Annotated in this window: 21 protein-coding genes; 7 read left to right on the forward strand and 14 right to left on the reverse strand. The window is 68.5% G+C overall.

Features of this window, described 5'->3' with window-relative positions; all coding sequences use genetic code 11:
- Positions 1-18: 18 nt before the first annotated feature.
- From AOZ53_RS15325 to AOZ53_RS15350, 6 genes are all read right to left on the reverse strand, one after another.
- Entirely contained in the window at positions 19-933 is a 915-nt protein-coding gene (locus tag AOZ53_RS15325; protein WP_054473915.1) for a DUF817 domain-containing protein, read from the reverse strand.
- Positions 934-940: 7 nt separating this feature from the next.
- Entirely contained in the window at positions 941-1738 is a 798-nt protein-coding gene (gene folE2, locus AOZ53_RS15330; RefSeq protein ID WP_054488373.1) for a GTP cyclohydrolase FolE2, read from the reverse strand.
- A gap of 190 nt (positions 1739-1928) precedes the next feature.
- Complete coding sequence (gene dxs / locus AOZ53_RS15335) at positions 1929-3791, reverse strand: 1-deoxy-D-xylulose-5-phosphate synthase (RefSeq protein ID WP_054433367.1); 1863 nt, start codon at positions 3789-3791, stop codon at positions 1929-1931.
- Between the two features lie 53 nt (positions 3792-3844).
- Positions 3845-4756: a polyprenyl synthetase family protein gene (locus AOZ53_RS15340; RefSeq protein ID WP_054433368.1), complete on the reverse strand. Its 912-nt coding sequence runs from the start codon at positions 4754-4756 to the stop codon at positions 3845-3847.
- 7 nt (positions 4757-4763) lie between these two features.
- Positions 4764-5030, reverse strand: coding sequence for an exodeoxyribonuclease VII small subunit (locus tag AOZ53_RS15345; protein ID WP_006393710.1), 267 nt, complete (start codon positions 5028-5030; stop codon positions 4764-4766).
- 83 nt (positions 5031-5113) lie between these two features.
- Positions 5114-5968 carry an IclR family transcriptional regulator gene (locus AOZ53_RS15350; protein ID WP_054433369.1) on the reverse strand — a complete coding sequence of 285 codons (855 nt, stop codon included), beginning with the start codon at positions 5966-5968 and terminating at the stop codon, positions 5114-5116.
- Between the two features lie 179 nt (positions 5969-6147).
- Between AOZ53_RS15350 and AOZ53_RS15355 the strand changes: the two genes are divergently transcribed.
- The 3 genes from AOZ53_RS15355 (at position 6148) to AOZ53_RS15365 (ending at position 9836) form a co-directional block, all read left to right on the forward strand.
- Positions 6148-7116: a Bug family tripartite tricarboxylate transporter substrate binding protein gene (locus tag AOZ53_RS15355; RefSeq protein WP_054433370.1), complete on the forward strand. Its 969-nt coding sequence runs from the start codon at positions 6148-6150 to the stop codon at positions 7114-7116.
- A 219-nt stretch (positions 7117-7335) separates the two neighbouring features.
- The gene (locus AOZ53_RS15360; RefSeq protein WP_054433371.1) at positions 7336-8346 is read left to right on the forward strand and encodes an acyltransferase; all 1011 of its coding nucleotides are present in this window, start codon (positions 7336-7338) and stop codon (positions 8344-8346) included.
- A 341-nt stretch (positions 8347-8687) separates the two neighbouring features.
- A complete protein-coding gene (locus AOZ53_RS15365) occupies positions 8688-9836 on the forward strand; it encodes an aromatic ring-hydroxylating oxygenase subunit alpha (protein ID WP_054433372.1) in 1149 nt (382 codons plus the stop codon).
- 80 nt (positions 9837-9916) lie between these two features.
- Here the strand turns inward: AOZ53_RS15365 and AOZ53_RS15370 are convergent, their stop codons facing one another.
- The 5 genes from AOZ53_RS15370 to AOZ53_RS15390 form a co-directional block, all read right to left on the reverse strand.
- On the reverse strand, positions 9917-11047 hold the full coding sequence (locus AOZ53_RS15370) for a TIGR03364 family FAD-dependent oxidoreductase (protein ID WP_054488375.1): 1131 nt from the start codon (positions 11045-11047) through the stop codon (positions 9917-9919).
- Positions 11048-11134: 87 nt separating this feature from the next.
- Positions 11135-12157, reverse strand: a complete 1023-nt coding sequence (locus AOZ53_RS15375; RefSeq protein ID WP_054433374.1) for a putative 2-aminoethylphosphonate ABC transporter substrate-binding protein — start codon at positions 12155-12157, stop codon at positions 11135-11137.
- 112 nt (positions 12158-12269) lie between these two features.
- Positions 12270-13091: a phosphonoacetaldehyde hydrolase gene (phnX, locus tag AOZ53_RS15380; RefSeq protein ID WP_054433375.1), complete on the reverse strand. Its 822-nt coding sequence runs from the start codon at positions 13089-13091 to the stop codon at positions 12270-12272.
- 27 nt (positions 13092-13118) lie between these two features.
- On the reverse strand, positions 13119-14861 hold the full coding sequence (locus AOZ53_RS15385; RefSeq protein ID WP_054473910.1) for a putative 2-aminoethylphosphonate ABC transporter permease subunit: 1743 nt from the start codon (positions 14859-14861) through the stop codon (positions 13119-13121).
- A 28-nt stretch (positions 14862-14889) separates the two neighbouring features.
- Positions 14890-16020: a putative 2-aminoethylphosphonate ABC transporter ATP-binding protein gene (locus AOZ53_RS15390; RefSeq protein WP_054433377.1), complete on the reverse strand. Its 1131-nt coding sequence runs from the start codon at positions 16018-16020 to the stop codon at positions 14890-14892.
- Between the two features lie 148 nt (positions 16021-16168).
- Between AOZ53_RS15390 and AOZ53_RS15395 the strand changes: the two genes are divergently transcribed.
- Together AOZ53_RS15395 and AOZ53_RS15400 are read left to right on the forward strand one after the other, a co-directional pair.
- Positions 16169-17032 carry a LysR family transcriptional regulator gene (locus AOZ53_RS15395; RefSeq protein ID WP_054433378.1) on the forward strand — a complete coding sequence of 288 codons (864 nt, stop codon included), beginning with the start codon at positions 16169-16171 and terminating at the stop codon, positions 17030-17032.
- A 51-nt stretch (positions 17033-17083) separates the two neighbouring features.
- A complete protein-coding gene (locus AOZ53_RS15400; RefSeq protein WP_054433379.1) occupies positions 17084-17653 on the forward strand; it encodes a phosphonate degradation HD-domain oxygenase in 570 nt (189 codons plus the stop codon).
- 49 nt (positions 17654-17702) lie between these two features.
- On the opposite strand, the gene AOZ53_RS15405 is transcribed toward AOZ53_RS15400, so the two are convergent.
- Positions 17703-18554 carry a sulfurtransferase gene (locus AOZ53_RS15405; RefSeq protein WP_054488377.1) on the reverse strand — a complete coding sequence of 284 codons (852 nt, stop codon included), beginning with the start codon at positions 18552-18554 and terminating at the stop codon, positions 17703-17705.
- Between the two features lie 37 nt (positions 18555-18591).
- Complete coding sequence (locus AOZ53_RS15410) at positions 18592-19446, reverse strand: DMT family transporter (RefSeq protein WP_054433381.1); 855 nt, start codon at positions 19444-19446, stop codon at positions 18592-18594.
- Positions 19447-19601: 155 nt separating this feature from the next.
- Between AOZ53_RS15410 and htpX the strand changes: the two genes are divergently transcribed.
- A complete protein-coding gene (gene htpX, locus AOZ53_RS15415; protein ID WP_006393695.1) occupies positions 19602-20483 on the forward strand; it encodes a protease HtpX in 882 nt (293 codons plus the stop codon).
- Between the two features lie 139 nt (positions 20484-20622).
- On the opposite strand, the gene AOZ53_RS15420 is transcribed toward htpX, so the two are convergent.
- Positions 20623-22014 (reverse strand): L-serine ammonia-lyase, encoded by a 1392-nt coding sequence (locus AOZ53_RS15420; RefSeq protein WP_006393694.1) that lies wholly within the window; start codon positions 22012-22014, stop codon positions 20623-20625.
- 175 nt (positions 22015-22189) lie between these two features.
- On the opposite strand from AOZ53_RS15420, the gene AOZ53_RS15425 reads away from it, so the two are divergent.
- A complete protein-coding gene (locus AOZ53_RS15425) occupies positions 22190-23851 on the forward strand; it encodes a Na/Pi cotransporter family protein (RefSeq protein ID WP_054433382.1) in 1662 nt (553 codons plus the stop codon).
- Positions 23852-24426 lie beyond the last annotated feature (575 nt).

A 24426-nucleotide genomic window follows, 5' to 3' on the forward strand; every position in this document is an offset into this window, starting at 1 on the left:
GACGCAAGCCGGCGGCGCTCAGGAAATCGGGGACGCGTTATCCGGCCCCACCGGACGCGGCGCATCGGCCACACCGATCTCCTGCGGCCGGCTGACCACGCTGACCATCACGTAGCTGATGATCATGAGCAGGAACCACGAGCCCAGCTTGTTTATCGAGACCAGTTCCCAGCCCTGCGACTGGTTGGGATAGCGCCAGGCGTTGGCGAAGGTGCCGATGTTCTCGGCGAACCAGATGAACAGCGCCACCAGCACGAAGCCCAGCAACAACGGCATGCGGCGGTAGTCGCGCCAGATGCGGAAGTAGACCCAGGTGCGCGCGAACAGCAGCGCCGTCAGGCCGAACAGCGCCAGACGAAAATCGGGGACAAAATGATGCGCGAAGAAATTCACGTAGATCAGCACCGACAGCGCCACGGTGGCGGCCAGCGGCGGATGGGCCCGGAAGCGGAAATCGAACAGGCGCCAGACCCGCGCCAGATAGCTGCCGACCGCGGCATACATGAAGCCGGTGAAGAGCGGCACGCCGCCGATGCGCAGCACGCTGGCCTCGGGATAGATCCAGGAGCCGGCCGCCGTTTTGAACAGCTCCATGCCGGTGCCGACCACATGGAACATCAGGATGACCTTGGCCTCGTCCCAGGTTTCCATGCGCAGGGCCAACAGCGCGGCCTGGATGGCCAGCGCGGCCAGCGTCAGGAAGTCGTAGCGCGCCAGCCAGGCGTCCTGCGGATACCACCAGTGCGTGGCCAGCAGCAGCGCGCACATCAGGCCGCCGAACAGGCAGGCCCAGGCCTGCTTCACGCCGAAGCGGAAGAACTCGTAGAAGGCGACGCCCAAACGACCGCGGCCGGCCAGGTGATCGGCCAGCCGCGCTTCCCATCCCGCCAGTCGCGCAATGAGCGGCCAGTCGCTGGCCGCCGGATGCCGCACGGAGGACTCAGCCTTCCACCACGGCGTAAGCCGAGTGGTTGTGGATCGATTCGAAGTTCTCGGCCTCGACGCGGTAGCGGGCGATGCCGGGATGCGCGTTCAGGCGGGCCGCCACGTCGCGCACCAGGTCTTCGACGAACTTGGGGTTGTCGTAGGCGCGTTCGGTGACGTACTTCTCGTCGGGGCGCTTGAGCAGGCCCCAGAGCTCACACGAGCCTTCGTCTTCGATCAGGCGGATCACGCCGTCCATGCTGATGTCGGATTCCAGGATGGCCGAGACCGTCACGTGCGAACGCTGGTTGTGCGCGCCGTATTCGGAGATGGCCTTGGAACACGGGCACAGGCTGGTCACCGGCACCTGCACCACCAGCTCGAACTCGACCTTGTCGGCCTGGGCGCGGGCGATCCACTGCACTTCGTAGTCCAGCAGGCTCTGCACGCCGGAGATCGGCGCCGACTTGTTGATGAAGTACGGGAAAGCCGCGGTGATGTCGCCGCGCTCGGCGTGCAGCAGCGGCAGCATGTCGGCCGCCATGGCGCGGAACAGCGTCGGCGTCATGGGGGTGCTGCGGTACTTTTCCAGCAGCGCCACGAAGCGGGACATGTGCGTCCCCTTTTCTTCGGGGGGCAGCGCCACCGTCAGGGTCCAGTTGGCCACGGTGCCCTGGGGCGAACCGTCGGCGTTCTCGATGAGCATGGGGTGGCGCACGCCACGGATGCCCACGCGCTGGATCGGGATGTGCCGCGTGTCCGTCGAGCTCTGGACGTCGGGCATCACGATGGCGGGGTCGATCGGAGAATTCATTTCGGCTTACCTGTCTGGGCGACGAGCGTGGCGTGAACACGCAGACCCAGGAATCTTTAAGAGGGGGCCATTATCGCCCAAAGTCCCGCCAGCGCCAGGGAAAACCCTTTCATTCGTAGGCTGGCGGGGCCGGAACACACTGTTTCGCCACACGGACCAAACCGGCGGGCCGGTCCGTGGGTGCGGCCAATCAGGCCAGCAGCGAGGCGTAGCGCGCCCGGATCGATTGCTCGATGCCGGCGGCATCCAGGCCGATCCCGGCCAGCAGCGCCAATTGGTCGCCGTGGTCGATGAACTCGTCGGGAAAGCCCAGCTGCAGCACAGGAATCGCGATGCCTTCGGCGGCCAGCACTTCCAGCACGGCGCTGCCGGCGCCGCCCATGATCGCGGCGTCCTCGATCGTCACCAGGGCGTCGTGGCGGCTGGCCAGGTCCAGGATCAGCGCGCGGTCGATCGGCTTGACGAAGCGCATGTCGGCCACGGTGGCGTCCAGTTTTTCGGCCGCCGCCAGCGCCGGCTGCACCAGCGTGCCGAAACCGAGGATGGCGATCTTGCGGCCTTCGCGGCGCACCACGCCGCGGCCCAGTTCGACCGTGTCCAGGCCGGCCGTTTCCGCCGCGCCGCAGCCCGCGCCGCGCGGATAGCGCACCGAGGCCGGGCCGGGATACTGATAACAGGTGGACAGCAGCAGGCGGGTTTCGTTTTCGTCCGAGGGCGTGGCCACCACCATGTTCGGCACGCAGCGCAGGAACGCGGTGTCGTAGTTGCCGGCGTGCGTGGCGCCATCGGCGCCGACGATGCCGGCGCGGTCGAGCGCGAAGGTGACGTCCAGGTTCTGCAGGGCCACGTCGTGGATCAGCTGGTCGTAGCCGCGCTGCAGAAAGGTCGAGTAGATCGCCAGCACCGGCTTCTGCGCCTCGCAGGCGATGCCGCCGGCGAACGTCACGGCGTGCTGTTCGGCGATGCCGACGTCGAAGTAGCGCTGCGGGAAGCGCTTCTCGAATTCGACCAGGCCGCTGCCCTCGCGCATGGCGGGGGTGACGGCGACCAGGCGCGAATCCTGTTCGCCCATCTCGCACAGCCAGTCGCTGAACACCTGGGTGAAGGTGCGCTTGCCCGGCGCCTTCGATTGCTGGATGCCGACGGCGGGGTCGAACTTGCCCGGGCCGTGGTACAGCACCGGATCGGCCTCGGCCAGCTTGTAGCCCTGCCCTTTCTTGGTGACCACGTGCAGGAACTGCAGGCCTTGCAGCGCCTTCAGGTTCTGCAGCGTCGGCACCAGCGCGTCGAGGTCGTGGCCGTCGATCGGGCCGACGTAGTTGAAGCCGAACTCCTCGAACAGCGTGGCCGGCGTGACCATGCCCTTGGCATGTTCCTCGAAGCGGCGCGCCAGTTCCAGCACCGGCGGCACGTGCTGCAGCACGGCGCGGCCGACGTTCTTGGCGGCGGCGTAGAAGCGGCCGGACATCAGGCGCGCCAGGTAGCGGTTCAGCGCCCCCACCGGCGGCGAGATCGACATGTCGTTGTCGTTCAGGATCACCAGCAGGTTGATGTTGGCGGTGACGCCGGCGTTGTTCATGGCCTCGAAGGCCATGCCGGCGGACATCGCGCCGTCGCCGATGACGGCGATGTGCTGGCGCTGCACGCCGGCGTTGCGCGAGGCCACCGCCATGCCCAGCGCGGCCGAGATCGAGGTCGACGAATGCGCGGTGCCGAAGGCGTCGTATTCGGATTCGCTGCGCTTGGGAAAGCCCGAGATGCCGCCCTGCTGGCGCAGCTTGGCCATGCCGGCGCGGCGCCCGGTCAGGATCTTGTGGGGATAGGACTGGTGGCCCACGTCCCAGACGATGCGGTCATGCGGCGTGTCGAAGACCTGGTGCAGGGCCAGCGTCAGCTCGACCGTGCCCAGGTTCGACGACAGGTGGCCGCCGGTCTTGGAGACCGACTCCAGCACGAAGCCGCGCAACTCGTCGGCCAGGCGCTTGAGCTCGCGACGATCCAGGCGCTTGAGGTCTGCCGGGGATTGGATGCGGTCCAGTAATTCTGTCGTCATGCTTGTATGGGGTTCGTATGCCCGGCCTGCGGCCAGCCCGGACGGGTCACGGTTCAGCGGTCTCGGAGGACGATGAAATCAGCCAGCTCGGCCAGGCGCTTGCCGGCGTCGCCCAGCGGTTCGAGCGCGGCCAGCGCGGCTTCGCGCAGCTCGCTCGCGAACGCGCGGGCCTCGTCCAGGCCCAGCAGCGAGACGTAGGTCGGCTTGTTTTCGGCCGCGTCCTTGCCCGGCGTCTTGCCCAGGCTGGCGGAATCGGCGGTCACGTCGAGAATGTCGTCCACCACCTGGAACGCCAGGCCGATGGCCTGGGCGTAGACATCCAGCGCCTGGCGCGAGGCCGAGCTGGCGCCGGCGACGATGCCGCCCAGCGCCACGCTGCAGGCCAGCATGGCGCCGGTCTTCATGCTGTGCATCTGCTGCAGTTCGTCGCGCGACAGCCGGTGGCCGACGCTGAGCAGGTCGATGGCCTGGCCGCCGGCCATGCCCTGGCTGCCCGCCGCGCGCGCCAGCGACTGCGTGGCCTGCACGATCAGGGCCGGCGCGATGGGCATGGAGGCCAGCAATTCGAAGGCCAGCGGCTGCAGCGCGTCGCCGGCCAGCATGGCGGTGGCTTCGTCGAACTGCACGTGGGTGGTGGGACGGCCGCGGCGCAGGACGTCGTCGTCCATGCAGGGCAGGTCGTCGTGCACCAGCGAGTAGGCGTGGATCAGTTCCACCGCCGCGGCGGCGCGGTCCAGCGAGGCCTCGACGGCCAGCACGCTGCCGCTGACCGGGCAGGCCTGGCCGGCGGCGTAGACCAGCGCGGCCCGCACCCGTTTGCCGCCGCCGAGCACGGCGTAGCGCATGGCTTCATGCAGGCGGGCGGGCACAACGTCGGCGGGCGGCAGGAGGTCGTCGAGCACGTCTTCGACATGCCGCACGCGGCCCTGCAGCCACTCCGGGAAAGCGAGTTGAATTTGCTTCATCCGATTCTTATTCGTCATCCAGCGCCGCGGCGTCCAGCGGGCGCAGCAAGTCGCCCTCCAGGACCTTGACCTGCTGTTCGGCCTGGGCCAGGCGTTCCTGGCAGACCCGCGTCAGCGCCACGCCGCGCCGGTAGGCGGCGAGCGACTGCTCCAGCGGCAGCGAACCGTCTTCCATGGCCGCGACCAGCGATTCCAGTTCGGCCAGGGCCGTTTCGAAATCCTGGGGCAAGGGACGGTCGTCGGTCTGCGGATCGGCTTGAGAAGGTTTGGCCAAACGGGCCTCCGGGGGCACTTGGGGGTGGATCAATCCGTGAATTGTACGAGATACCACGCCCCCGCCACGACGCGCCGCCGCGCTCAGGCCGGCGCGCCCGCCAGGCCCGCGATGGCGGCCCGCAGCGCGGGCGCCACCTGGGTGCGCAGCCCGGCCTCGGGCAGCAGGCCCTCCGGGCCGCCGCAACTCATGACGAACACGCCCTCCCCGGTCACGGACGTGAACGGCACCGCCACGGCATTGATGCCGGACTGCCACTCGCCGATCGCAAAGCAGCAACCGGTGTCGCGCAGCTCGGCGCGGGCGCGCTCGATCGCGGCCGCCGCCGGCGCTGCCGGCCCCAGCCGTTCCAGCACGTCGGCGCAGGCCGCCGCCGGCAGGCTGGCCAGATAGGCGCGGCCCATGGCGCTGTCGAGGCTGGCGCGGTAACCCACCGGCAGGCGCAAATACAGGGCGGACGAGCCGTGGATGGCCTCGACGTAGGTCATGGCGTCGCCGTCGAAGGCGCCCAGCGCCACCGCGCCGCCGGTCTCGCGCGCCAGGTCGGTCATCGACGCCTTGGCCAGCTCGCGCACCTCCAGCCCGGCCAGCAGGCCGAAGCCCAGCGCCAGCACGCCGTAGCCCGGCGAATACTTGCCTGTGTCCGGGTGATAGCGCAGGTAGCCCAGCTCGGTCAGCGTGTAGGTGATGCGGCTGATGGTGGGCTTGGGCAGGCCGGTCAGGCGCGCCAGGTCCAGGTTGCCCAGCGCCGCCACGCCCGGCCGGAAGCAGCGCAGCACTTCCAGGCCGCGCGCCAGCGCTGTGATGAAGTCGGGCGATACCGGCCCCTCGCCCACGGCGCCGGCGCGCTTGCGGCGCGCGGGGGCGCTCAGCGCCAGCTTCTGGTCGGGCTTGGCGGCGGGATGGGGGATGCGCTTGGGGTCAGAAAAAGATTGCATTTCTATTCGCTTCGTTTTTATAGTTTATTCCGAATAACAAAATTAAATTCCAATTAACGGAATTTAAAACATCCATGGAGACCTGGCAAGCCCTGCCCGCCCCGCCCTCACCGGCAGGCTGGCCGCGCCGAGCCGGGCCCGGCCGACCACTCTCAAGCACGCGATTTCAAGGGGAAAACATGATTCGCAAGCGCTACCCGTTCCTGGCGGGTCTACTGCTCAGCCTCGCCGCGCTGGGCGCCCAGGCAGATACCTACCCGTCCCGCCCGATCAAGGTGGTCTCGCCATTCCCGGCGGGCGGCGCCACCGACGTGCTGACGCGGGTGCTGGCCGAACGCATGGCCAAGACCCTGGGCCAGCCCATGATCGTCGAGAACAAGGCCGGCGCCGGCACCTCGATCGGCGCCGCCTTCGTCTCGCGCGAGGCGCCGGATGGCTACACCATCCTGATGGCCACCAACTCCACGCTGGTCACCAACCGCTATCTGTATAAGGAGCTGCCCTACGACCCCGACGGCTTCGCGCCCATCGGCATGGTCGGGATCGGCCCGCTGGTGCTGCTGTCCAGCCCCAAGCGCCCGTTCAACAGCACCGCGGACGTGGTCGCCTACGCCAAGCAGAATCCGGGCAAGCTGACCTTCGCCACCTTCGGCGCGGGCACGTCGTCGCACCTGGCCGGCGAATTGTTCAAGGAACGCGCCGGCGTCGACATCCTGCACGTGCCGTTCAAGGGCGCGACGCAGGCCCTGCCGGCGCTGATCAGCGGCGACGTGGACCTGTTCTTCGACATGGTCGCCACCGGCATGCCGCAGGCCGAGGCCGGCAAGGTCAAGGTATTCGCGATCACCAGCCCCACCCGCCTGGCCACCGAGCCAAAGCTGGCGACGCTGGCCGAGCAAGGCTATCCGGCCTTCGACATGACCGCCTGGTTCAGCTTCGTGGCCCCCAAGGGCACGCCGGCGCCGGTGCTGGACAAGCTGCAGGCCGCCCTGGCCGAGACGCTCAAGGACGAGGCCGTGCAAAAGCGCATGCTCGACATGGGAATCGAGCCGCGCTCCGGCAGCGCCGCCGAGCTGGACAAGCAGGTCAAGAGCGAACAGCCCATCGTGTCGCAGCTGATCAAGCAGGCCAACATCGTCCTGCAATGACGGCCCCAGCCGTTTCGTGACAAAACGTTCGCGGCGCCGCGCCGGCCCGCGAACCCACGCCCCCGCGGGGCCACCGACCGACAGCGGCTTGCGGGCCCTGTCGGTTTTTCATGCGCCCCCTAACCCCTGGATACAGAATCCGCGGCGCCCCGGCTGCTAAGGTGAAAAGCGAGGATGGCCGCCGCGCCCGCCCCCGATACACCTTCACCTGGGAGCCCGATGCCACTGACCGATGACCGCTACGCCCGGCTGGATGCCGCCCGCTGGCTCGCCGCCGCGGCGGTGGTGCTGCTGCACAGCGCCGCCCTGATCGTCAGCGACCCGTCGGCCTACGGCAACGGCGCCTGGCTGGCCGCCAATCTGTATGACTCCGCGGCCCGCTGGTGCGTGCCGGTGTTCGTGATGGTCAGCGGCGCCCTGCTGCTCGACCCCGACAAGCCGCAGGACGCGCGGCGCTTCTACAGCAAGCGGGTGGCGCGGATCTGCACGCCGCTGCTGTTCTGGACCCTCTTCTACCTGGCCTGGCGCACGGGGCTGGACTGGTGGGACGACGGCCACGTCGACTTTTCGTTCTGGCCGCGCAAGGTGGCCCAGGGCGAGCCCTACTACCACCTCTGGTATCTGTACATGATCGTGGGGCTGTACCTGTTCGCGCCGCTGGTGCGCCTGCTGTACGTGCGCAGCACGCCGCGCTCGCGTTCGCTGTGGGTGGTGGGCATCCTGGGCCTGGCGATCCTGGATGCGCTGTACCGCCGCGCGCTCGGCGCCCAGCCCGGCTTCTTCCTGACCTGGTTCCTGCCCTACCTGGGCTATTTCGTCGCCGGCCGCCAGATCTTCGATGGCGAACTGCGCGTGCCGCGTCCGGCGCTGATGCTCGGCGCCAGCGTCGCGGCCACGGCCCTGGGCGTATACGCCATGTCCAGCTCGCGGACGCTGGACACCTACTTCTACGACTACTTCAGCCTGACCGTGCCGTTCATGTCGCTGGCCGCGTTCCAGTGGATCGTCTCGTCGCCGCGCCTGCCCCGCCTGGCTTCGCTGGCGCCGCTGACGTTCGGGGTCTACCTGATCCATCCGCTGTTCCTGGACGTGGCGCACCGGGCCGGGGCCATCGGCGGCGGGCGTCGCGACGCCTGGGCCGTGCCGTTGCTGACGCTGGCCGTGTTCGCCCTGTCGGCGGCCAGCAGCTGGTTGTTGCGACGCCATCCCGCCACCCGCAGACTGGTCTGAAAAACCTACGGCGCGAAGGGTTAATCGCGATTTGCGCGGGGTCAAGCCGCCGGGGCCGGATCTTCACTAAGCTTCACCGATCTTCACGGGCGGGGGGAAAAGGGTTGGGGTACAATTCACGGCTTACTTGATCGGCCAGACACCGATTTTTCTTCGCGCCAGAACGGATTTAGCCACCCCCTTCCGAACAGCTAGGGCGTGGCGAAGCTCAAGCCGTCCTGGCTTTTTAACGCCGGGCCGCCCCAAGAAAGAGGCCCCCATTGAGGGCAGCCCGCCCACCGCGTACGCAGTACTGAGTGGGCACGGCGTTGGGGGAAATATTCATCCGAGCGGAGGGAATCATGACCGACATCGGTCGGATGGCACATGTTGTGCCAGCTCGCACCCAGCTACCCGTCAGTGCTTACTTTGACGAAGCCCTCTTTGCCCGCGAGCAAGAACTCATTTTCAAGCAATCCTCGCTGTACGTCGGCCACCAGAAGCTGGTGCCCGAAATCGGGGATTGGCGCACGTTGGCCCAGGAAAATGGAGGGCGCGTGCTGGTTCGCAACCAGCAAGGCGTTGACCTCATCTCAAATGTCTGCCGCCACCGCCAGGCATTGATGCTGGGCGGCGAAGCCGGCGACGTGACCGGCCACTGCAATTCGCACGGCAGCCTCAAGGCCACCGGCGGCAACATCGTCTGCCCGCTGCACCGCTGGACCTACAACAACCAGGGTGAGCTGCTGGGCGCGCCGCAGTTCGACACCACGCCCTGCATGAACCTGCAGAAGTTCCGCCTGCGCGATTGCCACGGCCTGCTGTTCGAGGGCCCGCGCGACCCGGCCGCCGACATGGCGCCGCTGTTCGCGCGGCCCGAGTTCGACTTCGGCGACTACGTGCTGGACCACGTCGAAGTGCACCAGTGCAACTACAACTGGAAGACCTTCATCGAGGTCTACCTCGAGGACTACCACGTCGGCCCGTTCCATCCGGGCCTGGGCCGCTTCGTCACCTGCGACGACCTGACCTGGGAGTTCAACGACTGGTACAGCCTGCAGAAGGTCGGCGTGCACAACGCGCTGGCCCAGCCGGGTTCGGACGTCTACAAGCAATGGCACGACCGCCTGCTGTCGTTCCGCGACGGCGACGCGCCCGATTTCGGCGCGGTCTGGGTCACGTATTTCCCGACCCACATGATCGAGCTGTATCCGCACGTGCTGGTGCTGTCGACGCTGTACCCGAAGAGCCCGCAGGAAACGGTCAACGTGGTCGAGTTCTACTACCCCGAGGAAATCGCCGCCTTCGAGCGCGAATTCGTCGAGGCCCAGCGCGCCGCCTACATGGAAACGGCGATCGAGGACGACGAGATCGCCGAGCGCATGGACGCCGGCCGCAAGGCCCTGATGCTGCGCGGCGTGAACGAGACCGGCCCCTACCAGTCGCCGATGGAAGACGGCATGCAGCATTTCCACGAGTGGTATCGCCGCATCATGCAGGAGCGGCTCTGAGGCCACCACACGCATGAAAAAGGGCTCGCCATCGCGAGCCCTTTTTTTCGTCCTGGCGCGGCCGCCCGCGCGGCGCGCGGTCAGCGGCCGAGCGCGCCGGCGACGGTGCGTTCGCCGATCGCCAGCCCGACCGTCATGCCCACGCCCGAGTGCATCACCGCCACCGTGGTGGCGGCGTCCACCGGCATCACCGAGAACGGCGCCGGTCCATGCGTGCCATAGACGCCCTGCCAGCGCTCCAGAACGCGCAGCCGCGCGCCCAGCGCCTGCGACGCCAGGTCCAGCATGGCGTTGTCGACGGCCTCGTCGTTGAACGGGAAGGCATCCTGGCCATAGCGATGCGAGTCGCCGATGATCAGCTCGCCATAGGGCGTGGGGCTGATCAGCAGATGGATGCCGTTTTCCAGCAGCATCGGCGTGCGCGCCTGGATCTGGTCGCGCAGCGCCAGCGCCGACGGCAGGTCCGAGAAGGCGCCGTAGTGCACGCAGGACAGGCCGGTCAAGAGCGGACGGTCCAGCGCCATCGGCCGCGTCTCGAAGGCCGCGCGCAGCATCTGCAGGCGCGTCACCTCCAGGTTCAGCGGCGCGAACCGTTCGGGCAGCAGCGTCAGGTAATCGTGGCCGGGGCAGACGAACACGTGCGTGCCGGCGAAGTCGCCCGCGGTGGTCGCGACCTGGCCCTGCTCGACGGCGCGCGCCAGCGTGCCGGTGATGAATTGGACGCCCAGCGATTCGGCCAGGTAGCGGGTGATGGCCGGCAGCGCTTCGCGCGAGTAGATCTGCAGGTCGTCCTGTCCGCGCAGCGCGGCGCAGTGGTGCGCCAACTGGCCGTCGTACAGCCTGGCCACGTCGCGGCCCGACAGCAGCTCGGCGCGATAGCCTTCCTGCCGCAGGCGGGTCTGGGCGAACTCGTCCAGCACGTCGGCTTCGCCGGCATCGCGCGCCAGCACCAGCGCGCCGTTGGCGCGCACATGGAAGCCGGCCTTGGACGCCAGTTCCAGCCACAGCTCGCGCGCCTGCTGGGCGTGCGACAGCATCATGCCGGGGGCCTGGCCGGTGACGATCACCTGGCCGAAATTGCGGATGGTCGCGCCATGCGCCTGGCGGCTGCGTTCGATCACGGCCACGGACAGGCCGCGCTTGGCGGCGGCCCAGGCATGGGCGATGCCGAGCATGCCGGCGCCGACCACGACTACGTCGAATTTTTTCATTTGGAAAACGAGGCAAAGAGGTTGCGCGGGAAGCGCCCGCCCGGGCGCCTCCCCTGCCGCGGCGGCGTGGCCGCCGCGGTGGCCCGATTACTTCTTCTTGGGCTCGGACTTGCCGTCGTAGCGGCGGGTCCACTCGGCGATGATGCGATCGCGGTTGGTGGCGGCCCAGACGAAGTCGTTCTTGATCATGCGCTTGGTCAGGTCGGCCGGCAGATTGGGGTTGGACGTGGCGATCGAGGGAATCGCCAGCACCGCGAAGTTGGTCTTGTACAGCTCGTTGGCTTCGCGGCTGGCCGAGAAGTCGGCCAGCTTGCGCGCGGCTTCCAGGTTCTTGGTGCCCTTGACGATGGCGGTGGCTTCGACTTCCCAGCCCAGGCCTTCCGACGGGAACACGGCTTCGACCGGCGCGCCGTCGGCCTTGAGCTTGGCGGCGCGGTAGTCAAACGACACGCCGATCGGGAATTCGCCGGCGGCGGCCATGTTGCACGGCTTGGAGCCCGAGTGCGTGTACGAACCGATGTTCTTGTGCAGGGCGTCCATGTAGGCCCAGCCCTTCTCTTCGCCGAAGATCTGCAGCCAGGCGCTGACGTCCAGGAAGCCGGTGCCCGACGAGGCCGGGTTCGGCATGACGATCTTGCCGGCGTAGACCGGCTTGGTCAGGTCCTGCCACGATTCGGGCTTGGGCAGCTTCTGCTTTTCGGCTTCGACGGTGTTGAAGCAGATGGCGGCGGCGAAGCCGTCCATGCCGACCCAGGTGGGCTCGGCCTTGGCATCGCGCATGTTGGCGGCGATCTGGTCCAGGCCCTTGGGGGCGTAGGGCTGCAGCATGCCTTCCTTGTCCATCAGGCCCAGCGAGGTGCCGGCCAGGCCCCAGATCACGTCAGCCTTGGGGTTGCCCTTTTCGGCCAGCAGCTTGGCGGTGATGATGCCGGTGGAGTCGCGCACCCACTGGATCTTGATGTCGGGGTTGGCCTTCTCGAAGGCGGCCTGGTAAGCCTTGATCTGGTCGGCTTCCAGCGCCGTGTAGACGGTCAGCGTGGTCTCGGCGGAAGCGGCGCCGGTGATGCCGGCGAAGGCGGCGGCCAGGGCAAGCAGCGTGAAGCGTTTCATGAAGGAACTCCGTGGGTGAGCGGAAAAAGGGTGAGTCAGGTCCCCGCGGCCGGCGGATGCCCGCTGCGGTGCGTTGCGAAAAAAGGGTTGGTCGGGGTCGGCGGTCGCGGCCTCAGGGTCGCTGTCCCGCCGCCAGGCGGGATTCGATATCGGCGATGACGCCGGGCAGGTCGGCCACGGTGTCGATCAGGTAATGCGGCGCGGCGCTCGACAGTTCGCGGCCGGCGCGTTCGCGGGCCGCCTGGCGGCCGTTCTCGTCCAGGCTCAGGTATTCGTCCAGCGTCAGGCCGGCGGCGTTGCCCGAGAGCAGCAGGCCGACGGTCCACATGCCGGCGCGGCGGCCTTCCTCGATGCCGGGGGCGGTGTCGTCGACCTTGACGCAGCCGGCCACGTCCGTCAGGCCCAGCTCCACCACGTTCTTGAGCGCCATGGCCGGCGCCGGGCGGGCGCGCGGCACGTCGTCGCTGGCGACGATGCAATCGGGTTCCAGGCCTTCGCTGGCGGCGCGCTCCACCACGCGGCGCATCACGCTGCCGGGGTAGCCGGAGCACGAGCCGATCTTCAGGCCGCGCTGGCGCAGCGCGCGCAGCAGCTCGGCCGCGCCGGGAATGGCCGCCGAGTACTGGGCCACCTTGTCCAGCTGCATCGGCAGGAAGCGCTCGTAGATGGCGGTGACGTCGTCGTCGGTCGGCAGGCGGCCGAACTGGGCCTGGTATTGATTGGCGATCGCGGGTTCGTCGCACAGCGCGCGGATGTGGTCCCACTTGCCCACGCCCATCGGGCCGCGGGCCTGTTCCAGCGTGACTTCCATGCCGAACTCGGCGAAGGCGTCGACGAACACCTTGGTCGGGGCAAACGAACCGAAGTCGACCAGCGTGCCGGCCCAATCGAAAATCACCGCTTCCAGGCGGACGGGCAGAGGCGCAACAGTCATGAGGGTCTTCCTTGCAGAGTATTCAAATCAAAGGGCCGCGGGCCGGCGCCAGGCCTGGCTGCGCGCCACCAGGGCGCGGCTGGCCAGGTGCAGCAGCAACGCCGCCACCGCCGAGCTGGCCATGATCACGCTGCACATGGCGGCGGCGGGGCCGATGAAGCCGGCGTCGTCCATGTTCAGCACCGCCACGGCGGCCAGCACCGTGGACGGGCTGTACAGGAACACCACGGCCGACACGGTGGTCATGGCGGAAACGAACAGGTAGCGGGCGACGTCCAGCGCGGCCGGCAGGCACATCGGCAGCGTCACGCGCACGAAGGTGGTCAGGCGCGGCACCTTGAGCGAGGCCGAGGCGGCTTCGAATTCCGGGTCCAGCGCGTTGAGCGCGGTGGCCGCCGTCAGGTGCGCGCTGGTGTAGAAGTGCACCACCGTGCACAGCACCAGCAGCGGCATGGTGCCGTACAGCACGTTGAGCGGATTGGCGGCGCCATTGAAGAAGAAGATGTAGCCCAGGCCCAGCACCAGGCCGGGCACGGCCATCGGCATCAGCGCCAGCATGCCCAGCACGCCGCGCAGGCCGCGCGACGAGGCGCTGCGGGCCGGCACCTTTTCCATCATCCAGGCGCCCAGGAACACCACCACCGTGCCGATCACCGCGGTGCAGAAGGCCAGTTCCAGGCTGTTGCGCCAGGCCAGCCAGCCGCCGCCATCCATGTTGTCGAAGTCGTACGAACGCAGCGACAGCGACAGGTTGTAGGGCCACATCTTCACGAACGAGGCCCACACCGCCACGCCGATGATCAGCAGCAGGAACCCGGCCATGGCGCCCGCCAGCAACAGGAAGGCCGCGTCGCGCCGGCGGTTGGCGCCGGCCGCGTAGGGCTGGGCGCGGCCGCTCAGCTGGGCGCCCTGGCGGGCCCGCAGGCGGCGGTCCAGCACGAAGGTCAGCAGCGCCGGCAGCAGCAGCAGGATGCCGATGGCGGCGCCCTTGGGGAAGTTCTGCTGGCCGACCACGGCCTTGTAGGCTTCCATCGCCAGCACGTTGTAGTCGCCGCCCACCACCTTGGGCACGCCGAAGTCGGTCACGGTCAGCGTGAACACCACGCAGCAGGCCGAGAACACCGCATAGCGCGTGCCGGGCAGGGTCACCGTCATGAAGGTGCGCAGCGGTCCGGCGCCCATGGCGCGCGCCGCGTCATAGAGGCGGCCGTCGGCCAGCGTCAGGCCGGTCAGCAGGATCATCAGCGCGTGCGGGAAGGTGTAGAACGCCTCGCCCACCACGATGCCCCAGAAGCCATAGATGGTCGCGCCGCCGAACAGGCCTTTCAGCAGGCCCTGGTTGCCCAGCAGGTAGACCAGCGCAATACCTGGCAGCAGCGACGGCGCCAGCAGCGGCAGCAGCGCGATGGTGCGCAGCAGGCCCTTGCCGGGAATGCGGCTGCGCGTCAGGGCATAGGCGAAGGCATAGGCGCACGGCACCACCAGCATCATGGTGACCACGCCCACCGTCAGGCTGCGCCCGACCATGCCGAGGAAGCCGTCGGCGCCGATGATGCCCAGCACCACCGACAGGCCGGCCCAGTCGCCATTGGCGTCGGTGACCGACTTGGCCAGAATGGCCACCAGCGGCAAGGCCAGGAACAGCGCCAGGCCCAGCGCCAGGGCGCCCTGCCCCAGCGTCAGCCCGAAGGCGCCGACCCAGGCGGGCAGCGGCCGGCGGCCCAATGACGGAGCGACAGGGGCGACAGACGTGTCGGCGGGCGCGGACATGGCGGCGGGAACGGGGCTCGAAGCCGGATCAAGCGTAGGCGCGAATCGCATGGCGCGGCAGCTCCACCCAGCAACGGCTGGCAGCGTGAGGACCCAGCAGGGCATCTCCGGTTTCAGGGGACACGATCGAGTGCACGGTGGCGCCGGGCACGCCTTCCAGGCGCAGCGCCAGGCGGTAGCCGCGGCCCAGGAACACGCCATCCAGCACGTCGGCCAGCATGCTGTTGGGTTGATCCGGACGCGCCACGCTCACGCGCACCGCCTCGGGCCGCACGAACAGCTTGCCGACGTTGCGCTCCAGCGCCTCGTCCACCGCCAGTTCCTGGCGGCCGACGCGGGCGCGGTGCGCGTCGATGCGCTCGAACGGCAGCCAGTTGGCCTCGCCGACGAAATCGGCGATGAAGGCCGAACCCGGCTGGCGATACAGCTCGCGCGGGGTGCCGAATTGTTCAATGACGCCGCCGTTCATGACGGCGATGCGGTCGGCCATGACCATGGCCTCTTCCTGATCGTGCGTCACCATCAGCGTGGTGATGGACAGGCGCTTCTGCAGGGCGCGTAGCTCGATGCGCAGATGTTCGCGCACCCGGGCGTCCAGGGCCGACATCGGCTCGTCCAGCAGCAGCAGGGACGGCGACGGCGCCAGGGCGCGGGCCAGGGCGACGCGCTGCTGTTGGCCACCGGAGATCTGTCCCGGATATTTATGGGAGGCGCCGGCCAGGCCCACCAGCGTCAGCATTTCCTCGACCCGGTCGGCCACGTGCTTGCGATGGGCGCGCTTGCCGCTCAGGCCGTAGGCCACGTTCTGGGCCACCGTCAGGTTGGGAAACAGCGCATAGGACTGGAACAGAATGCCGTAGTCGCGCTCCTGCGGCTCGGCGTGGGAGATGTCACGGCCCGACAACAAAATGGTGCCGCTGTCCTGGCGCTCCAGCCCGGCGATGGCGCGCAGCAGCGTGGTCTTGCCGCAGCCCGAGGGGCCCAGCAGGCACACCAGTTCGCCGGCGCGGATATCCAGCGACACATCCGACAGCGCCGTGTGGCTACCGAAGCGCTTGACGAGATTGCTGACCGAAAGAAAGCCCCCGCGCTGCGCTCCGGGCTGGGGCGTAGCGCCCGTCGGAACAGTGTTGGTATCGCGTTGGAGCTGTTGGGCCATGGGGCCTCCGGTCTGGGAACGAAGGCAGTATGGAAGGCGCGTATTGAGTGTTTATGACACTTCGCGCAAATGCAGTAATAAAAACATCAAATTATTTTGGTGTACTGGCGGTCTTGCGCATTGCGTCCATTTACAGGCCCCCTACACCGTGCTCGTCGCCGAACTCAAGTCCTTCTATGCCGTGGCTCGCTGCGGTACCGTCACCAAGGCCGCCGCCCAGCTGGGCGTGAGCCAGCCCACGGTGACGGGGCAACTGCGCCAGTTGGAGTCGCGTTACGGCGTCGAACTGTTCCACCGCCAGGGCCGCGGCATGCGGCTGTCGGACGCCGGGCACAGCCTGATGCCGATGGTGGAAAAGCTGGTGCAGCAGGAAACCGAGATCGATTTCCGCCTGCGCGACGCCAGCGACCTGCGCGAGGGCAACCTGCGCATCGGCGCCACCGGCCCGTACTACATCATGGACACGGTGCGCCGCTACAACCAGCTCTACCCCGGCATCGACCTGACCGTGGCCATCGGCAACTCGCAGAGCATGCTGCAGGCGCTGCATGACTATCGCATCGAGATTGCCACGTCCTCGTTTCTGATGGATGACAAGCATTTGTACCGCCGCATGATCGCGGCCGACCCGATCCGCGTGGTGACGCATCGCGACCACCCGCTGGCGCGGCGCGGCAAGGTGGCGCTGGGCGACCTGGCCGACCACGCGCTGCTGCTGCGCGAACCGGGCTCGATGACGCGCCAGCTGACCGAAGAGGCATTGCAGGCGGCCGGCGTGACCGTCCGCCGCACCCTGGAGATCGGCAGCCGCGAATCGATCCGCCAGGCGATCCTGTGCGAACTCGGCATCAGCCTGATCCCGTCGCGCGAGATCCCGTCCCATCCCGAACTGGCGGCCCTGGACATCGAGGGCGCCGATGTCGTGATGCATGAATACCTGTACTGCCTGCGCGAACGCCAACCGGTGCAACTCATCGCGCGCTTTCTGGAGATGGCGCCGGCAGCCGGATGATCCTCGGATCACTGCCCGCCTCTTCCCCTTGCGGCCACTCAGGAGACAACCATGGCCTTGACCTTGCAGGATATCGAACAACTGTTCCTGGAACGCGGGCACCGTTCCTACCATGGCGAATCCGTCAGCCACCTGCGGCACGCGCTGCAGACCGCGGCGCTGGCCGAACGCCATGGCGCCAACGCCCAATTGATCACCGCCTGCCTGCTGCACGACCTGGGCCACCTGATCGCGGACCATCCGGACACGCCCACCCTGCGCGGCATCGACGACAAGCATCAGTATTTCGTGCTGCCGTTCCTGCGCGGGTTGTTCAGCTCGGCGGTGCTGGATCCGATCCGGCTGCACGTGGAGGCCAAACGCTACCTCTGCTACGTGGAGCCGCAGTATGAAGCGACGCTTTCGGAGGATTCGAAACGCAGCCTGGCGCTTCAGGGGGGCAGCTTCGATGCGGGCCAGGCGGTGGATTTCGCCAGCATGCCGGGCGCGCCGGATGCGATCCGCCTGAGGCGCTGGGACGACATGGCCAAGGTGCCGGGGCTGGCCACGCCGCCGCTGGACCACTTCCTGGAGATCGCCGAAAGCGTCTCCGGCCGGGTCAAGCTGGCGGCGGTCTGGTAACACCGCGAACGGCGTCAGGCCTGGCTTCGGCCAGGCCCTTGCCGCGCGCTCACTCGCCCTTGGCCACCGGCCGCGACGGGTCGCTGCACCACTCGCTCCACGAGCCCGGATAGAGGCGCGAGCCCGCCAGGCCGGCGATTTCCATCGACAGCAGGTTGTGGCAGGCGGTGATGCCCGAGCCGCACTGGTGCACGATGACCGCGGGATCGCGGCCATCCAGCAGCGCGGTGAATTCCTCGCGCAATTGCGCCGCGTCCTTGAAGCGGCCGTCGGCCTGCAGGTTCTGGCCGTTCGGGCGGTTCAGCGCGCCCGGAATGTGGCCGGCCACCGGATCCATCGGCTCGACCTCGCCGCGATAGCGGTTGGCCGCGCGCGCGTCGATCACGGTGAAGGCGGGACGGGCAATGTTGTCCAGCACCGCCTGCGCATCGACGCTGCCGACCCGCGGCGCGGCCGGCGTCACCGGCGCGCCGGCCCGCACCGGCGCGGCCGCCTCGGTGGAGGTCGGCAGCCCGGCGGCCTGCCAGGCCTGCCAGCCGCCGTCGAGCACGGCGACGCGGTCGTGGCCCAGCCAGCGCAGCATCCACCACAGGTGCGCGGCGTACATGCCGCCGCTGGCGTCATAGGCCACCACCAGGGTTTGCGGCGTGACGCCGTGCGCCGCCATCAGCGCGCCGAACTGGCCGCGCTCGGGCAACGGATGACGGCCATTCTTGCCGGTCCGGGGAGCGGCCAGCTCGGTCTCGTGGTCGAGGTAGCGGGCGCCGGGGATGTGGCCCGCGGCGTAGGCCTCGCGGCCGGCCGCGTGGTTGGTCAGGTCGTGGCGCACGTCGAACACGCGCACGTCCGCCGCGCCCAGGTGCGTGGCCAGATCGGCCGCGGAAATCAGGGTCATGCTCATCGGGACAACTCCTCTGATGGGATCGGGTTCGCGGGGGTCAGGCCGGCTTGGGGTCGCGCAGGGTGCGCCAGACCGACAGCAGGCCCGCCGAGATGATCAGGCCCATGCCGGCCCAGGCCAGGCCGTCCAGGGTATCGCCCCAGAAGCCCATGCCGAGCAGGGCCGCGAAGATGATCGTGCTGTATTGCAGGGCCGCGGTCAGCAGCGCCGAGCCCAGGCCGAACGCCCGCGTCATGGCCAACTGGCCGAACAGGCCGGTCACGCCCACGCCCAGCAGCGAGCTGTAGCCGGTCCAGTCGGCATGGCCCCAGCCCTCGAAGCCCAGGCCGGCGAAACTGGAGGCGCACACCGCCACCGAAAAGAACAGCACGGTGCGCCATTCCGGCTCGCCAATGCGGCCCAGCTGGCGGATCTGCATCATGGCGATCGCCGACATGGCGCCCGCCCCCAGGCCCAGCAGGGCGGCCAGCCACTGGTCTTCGTTGATGCTGGGCCGCAACACAGCGATCACGCCCAAAAAGCCGAGAGCCACGGCGGCGATCCGCACCGGATCGCGCTGCGCCCCGCCCCATCCCAGCATCCAGCAGGCGATGAACAGCGGCGCCGTGTAGTTCAGGCTGGTGGCGGTGGCCAGCGGCAGGTGGGAAATGGCGAAGAAACCGAGCCACATCGAGGTGACGCCGGACAGGTTGCGCCACAGGTGCAGTTTCCAGCTGGTGGGCACGATGGACTGGCGGCCGGCGCGGGCCCACAACAGCAACAGCACCACCGACGGCAGGCCACGGAACAGCACCACTTGCGGCAACGACGCGCCGTGCTCGGTGCCCAGCTTCACGAACGACCCCATGATGGCGAACATGGCGGACGCCAGCAACATCCAAAGTGCCTGCATTTGGGGGTTTGCGCTCAGGTGAAAGTGAGGGGGAAATAGGGGAAAGCGATACTATACTCTCCGTCACCGGGAGCGGCGCCGGCGGTCGGGGAACTGCCATGCCGCGGCACAGTCCAATCCCGCACAAGTCCCGCTCGCTGAGGAACAAAAAAAGCATGAAACGCATCATCCTTTTCGTCATTACCAACCTGGCCGTCATGCTCGTGCTGTCGGCCACGCTGCGCATCCTGGGCGTAGACCGCTACCTGACCGCCAACGGCCTGAACCTGCAGGCGCTGCTGATCTTCTCGGTGGTGGTCGGCTTCACCGGCGCCATCATCTCGCTGCTGATCAGCAAGCCGATGGCCAAATGGAGCACCGGCGCCCAGGTGCTGGACCCGAACGCGCCGCGCAACCAGCGCGAGGCCTGGCTGCTGGACACCGTCCACCAGCTCGCCGACCGCGCCGGCATCGGCCGCCCGGAAGTCGCCATCTACGACGGCGCGCCCAACGCGTTCGCCACCGGCGCCTTCAAGAACGACTCGCTGGTGGCGGTGTCGACCGGCCTGCTCGAAAGCATGAGCGAAGAGGAAGTCGCCGCGGTGCTGGCCCACGAAGTGGCCCACATCGCCAACGGCGACATGATCACGCTGACCCTGATCCAGGGCGTGGTCAACACCTTCGTGGTGTTCCTGGCGCGCGTGGTCGGCTACTTCATCGACCGCGTGGTGTTCAAGAACGAACGCGGCCTCGGCCCGGGCTACATGGTCACCGTGATCGTCTGTGAGATCATTTTCGGCATCCTGGCCTCGATCATCGTGGCCTGGTTCTCGCGCCAGCGCGAGTACCGCGCCGACGCCGGCTCGGCCCACCTGATGGGCGCCCGCGAACCCATGATCCGCGCCCTGGCCCGCCTGGGCGGCCTGGAGCCGGGCGAACTGCCCAAGTCGTTCGAAGCCTCCGGCATCACCGGCAAGGGCGGCCTGGCGGCCATGTTCGCCTCGCACCCGCCGATCCCGGCCCGCATCGCCGCGCTGCAGAACGCCCGCGTGATCTGATCCCGGCACAGGCCTGGGAAAAGCCCCCAGGCCGCGCCTTCGGCTTGCGTCCCCCGGGGCGCTTTCATCGTGAGGCGGTTCGGCAATGAAAAAAGCCCCTTGAGCGATCAAGGGGCTTTTTGCTTGGGGCGGACCCGCCTCAGCACTCGACGATGTTCACCGCCAGGCCGCCGCGCGCCGTTTCCTTGTACTTGGTCTTCATGTCGGCGCCGGTCTCGCGCATGGTCTTGATGACCGAATCCAGCGACACATAGTGCTGGCCGTCGCCGCGCAGCGCCATGCGGGCCGCGTTGACGGCCTTGATCGAGGCCATCGCGTTGCGTTCGATACAGGGAATCTGCACCAGGCCGCCGACCGGGTCGCAGGTCAGGCCCAGGTTGTGCTCCATGCCGATCTCGGCCGCGTTCTCGACCTGCTCGACCGAGCCGCCCAGCGCCGCGGCCAGGCCGCCCGCCGCCATCGAACAGGCCACCCCGACCTCGCCCTGGCAGCCGACCTCGGCGCCCGACAGCGAGGCGTTGTACTTGTACAGCAGGCCCACGGCCGCGGCGGTCAGCAGGAAATCACGCACGCCTTCCCGGTTGGAACCAGGGACAAAGCGGTCGTAATAATGCAGCACCGCCGGGATGATGCCCGCCGCGCCGTTGGTGGGCGCCGTCACCACGCGGCCGCCGGCGGCGTTCTCCTCGTTGACCGCCATGGCGTACAGGTTGACCCAGTCCATCACCGACAGCGGATCGGACAGCGTGCGCTCGGCGCGCTGAGTCAGGTTGCGGTACAGCTCGGGGGCGCGGCGGCGCACCCGCAGCGGGCCCGGCAGCTCGCCGTCGGCTTCCGGATAGTTGATGCCGCAGCCGCGCGAGACGCAGTCCTGCATCACCTGCCAGATGCGGTCCAGCCCGCCCGCGACCTCGCCGGTATCGCGCCAGGTCAGCTCGTTCTTCATCATCAGCTGCGCCACGCTCAGGCCGCTTTCGCGGCACATGGTCAACAGCTCGCGACCGGTGCGGAACGGGTACGGCAGCTGGTCATGCGCGGCAATGACCTGGCTGTTGGACGCGCCCGCCGTCACCACGAAGCCGCCGCCCACCGACAGGTAGCGGGCCTCGCGCAGCGACTGCCCCTCGGCGTCGAAGGCGTGGAATTTCATGCCGTTGGGGTGTTCGGCCATGGCTTCGCGGCGGTAGAACATCATGTGTTCCTTTTCCACGAACGGCACCGGATAGTGGCCCAGCAGCGGCAGCTGGCGGCTGGCCCGCACCGAGGCGATCATGCCCGCGATGGCGGCCGGGTCGACCGTGTCGGGCGCCTCGCCCATCAGGCCCAGCAGCACGCCCTTGTCGGTGCCGTGGCCCTTGCCGGTGGCGCCCAGCGAGCCATAGAGCTCGGCGCGCACGTTGGCCACCCGCGGCATCAGGCCGTCGCGCTCCAGGCCCTGGGCGAACAACAAAGCGGCCCGCATGGGGCCGACGGTATGGGAACTCGACGGACCTATGCCTATTTTGAACAGATCGAAGACGGAAACGGCCACCGGAAATCCCCTGCATCCAAGAATGATCCGGCAATGATACGCGGAAGGTCCGGCCGTGCGCAGCAAAGCCCCGCGGGGCGTATGCTGTATTCAAGGCACGGGTTTCCCCGCCCGCCTTGGCATGCGATCATTACAGAATTATTTCTTGTCATAAAAAGAATGGAACTGCCCCAGGATGTCCGGACTCATTACCCTGCTTGACTTCGCCGGCTACGTCGCCCTGCTGCTCTGGGGCGTCCACATGGTCCAGACGGGCGTGCAGCGCGCCTTCGGCGCCGCCCTCGGCGCCGCGCTGGGCCGCGCCCTGGGAACCCGATTGCGGGCCTTCGCCGCCGGCCTGGGCATCACCGCCGCGCTGCAGAGCAGCACCGCCACCGGCCTGATGATCACCGGCTTCGCCGCCGGCGGCGTGGTCGGCCTGGTGCCGGCCCTGGCCGCCATGCTGGGCGCCAACGTCGGCACCACGCTGATCGTCCAGCTGCTGTCGTTCGACCTGACCTCGCTGGCGCCCATCCTGATCCTGGCCGGCGTCTGGATGTTCCGCCGCTATCCGCCGGGCCGCACCCGCGACCTGGGCCGGGTCTTCATCGGCCTGGGCCTGCTGCTGCTGTCGCTGCACCAGCTGGTGGAACTGTTCGAGCCGTTCCAGACCGCCCCCATGCTGGGCATGATCCTGGATGCCCTGGCGACCCAGCCGGTGGCCGCCGTGCTGCTGTCGGCCGCCTTCACCTGGGCCGCCCACTCCAGCGTCGCCGTGGTGGTGCTGGTCATGTCGCTCGCCAGCCATCACATGGTGGCCCCGCACGTCGCCTTCGCGCTGGTGCTGGGCGCCAACCTCGGCACCGCCATCAACCCCATGATCGAAGGCGTCACCGGCGACGACCCCGCCGCGCGCCGCCTGCCGCTGGGCAACCTGCTGACCCGCATCCTGGGCGTGCTGGCCGGCCTGGTGCTGCTGCCCTGGCTGCAACCGCTGATGAGCGAGATGTCCAGCGACCCGGCCCGCGCCGTCGCCAACTTCCACACCCTCTTCAACGCCGTCATCGCGCTGGCCTTCCTGCCGCTGCTGGCGCCGTACGCCGCGCTGCTGACCCGCTGGCTGCCCAAGCGCACCGACCCCAACGACCCGGCCCGTCCCCAATACCTCGACGAATGGGCCCACGACGTGCCCGCCGTCGCCCTGGGCAACGCCGCGCGCGAAGCGCTGCGCATGGCCGACATGCTGCAGACCCTGCTGCTGTACGCCCGCGCCGGCTTCAAGCGCGACAACCGCCACCGCATGGTGCAGGCACGCCAGCTCGACGCTGCCCTCGACAAGCTGGAAAACGCCATCACCACCTACCTGGCCACCCTGGACCAGGAAAACATGACGCGCGAGGACCTGCAACGCCTCGATGGCATCCTGGCCTTCACCAGCAACATCGGCCATGCCGGCGACATCGCCCACCACGGCCTGCTCAGCCACATCGCCAAGCTGCGCAAGCAGGGCTGGACCTTCTCGCCCGAACAACGCGCCAGCCTCGATAACACCCTCGGCGAACTGATCGCCAACCAACGCCAGGCCGCCGCCCTCTTCGTCAACGACGACCTGCGCCAGGCCCGCGCCCTGGCCGGCGAAAAATCGCGCTTCCGCACCATCGAGACCCAGGCCGCCGACGCCCACCTGCAGAAGATCAAGGCAGGCCAGGTCGACGCCGCCGAAGTCGGCGCCCTCTACCTCGACATCCTGCGCGACATGAAGGGCATCAACTCCCACCTCGTCGGCGCCGCCGCCTACCCCCTCCTGGCCCGCCACGGCGAACTCCTCCCCAGCCGCCTGCGCGAAGCGGGGAATTGAGAGCCCCCACGCGGCGCGCGCTGCGCGCGCTTGCTGCCCCCCGAGGGGGCTGGCCCGCCTTCGGGCGGCCGGGCGGCGGGCCGGCTGTCTTAGCGGGAGGGTTCTGCTGATTCCCACGCTGCCCCTCAATGGCTGCCACCGTTGGGGCTACCCCGGTTTGAAGCAGCAATGCCACAAGGCGGAAACACCGGTACATGCAACGTGTGCACGACGCATCACGATGCACCACGCCATGGGGCGTCACCCCTACCCGCACACCAGCACAACACACATCGCCATCCGCGCGCAGCGAACCCGGCCCCGACGCCCCACACCACGCATGCCAGGGCCGGCTGCCCGCGCAGCCGACCCTGGCGGGCCCCGCAAACATCCCTCATGCCGCCTCGGTCCAGCAGCGCCCCTAGCCTCGAAACCGGTAGCCCGGCGCGGGTGGCGCGCGGGTGGGCGCGCCGTCAGATGCGCCCGGCGGAAACCGTAGGGAGCCGAAGGCGGACGAGATTCTATGGTCCGGATCAAGCTGTTTTCAGGTTCAACCTCCCGGGATCGAAGGCTTGCCCGGTGCGCCAGACCCCGTA

The sequence above is a fragment of the Achromobacter sp. 2789STDY5608621 genome (genome assembly GCF_001299375.1).
In the GTDB taxonomy this organism is placed as follows: Bacteria; Pseudomonadota; Gammaproteobacteria; order Burkholderiales; family Burkholderiaceae_B; genus Achromobacter; species Achromobacter insuavis.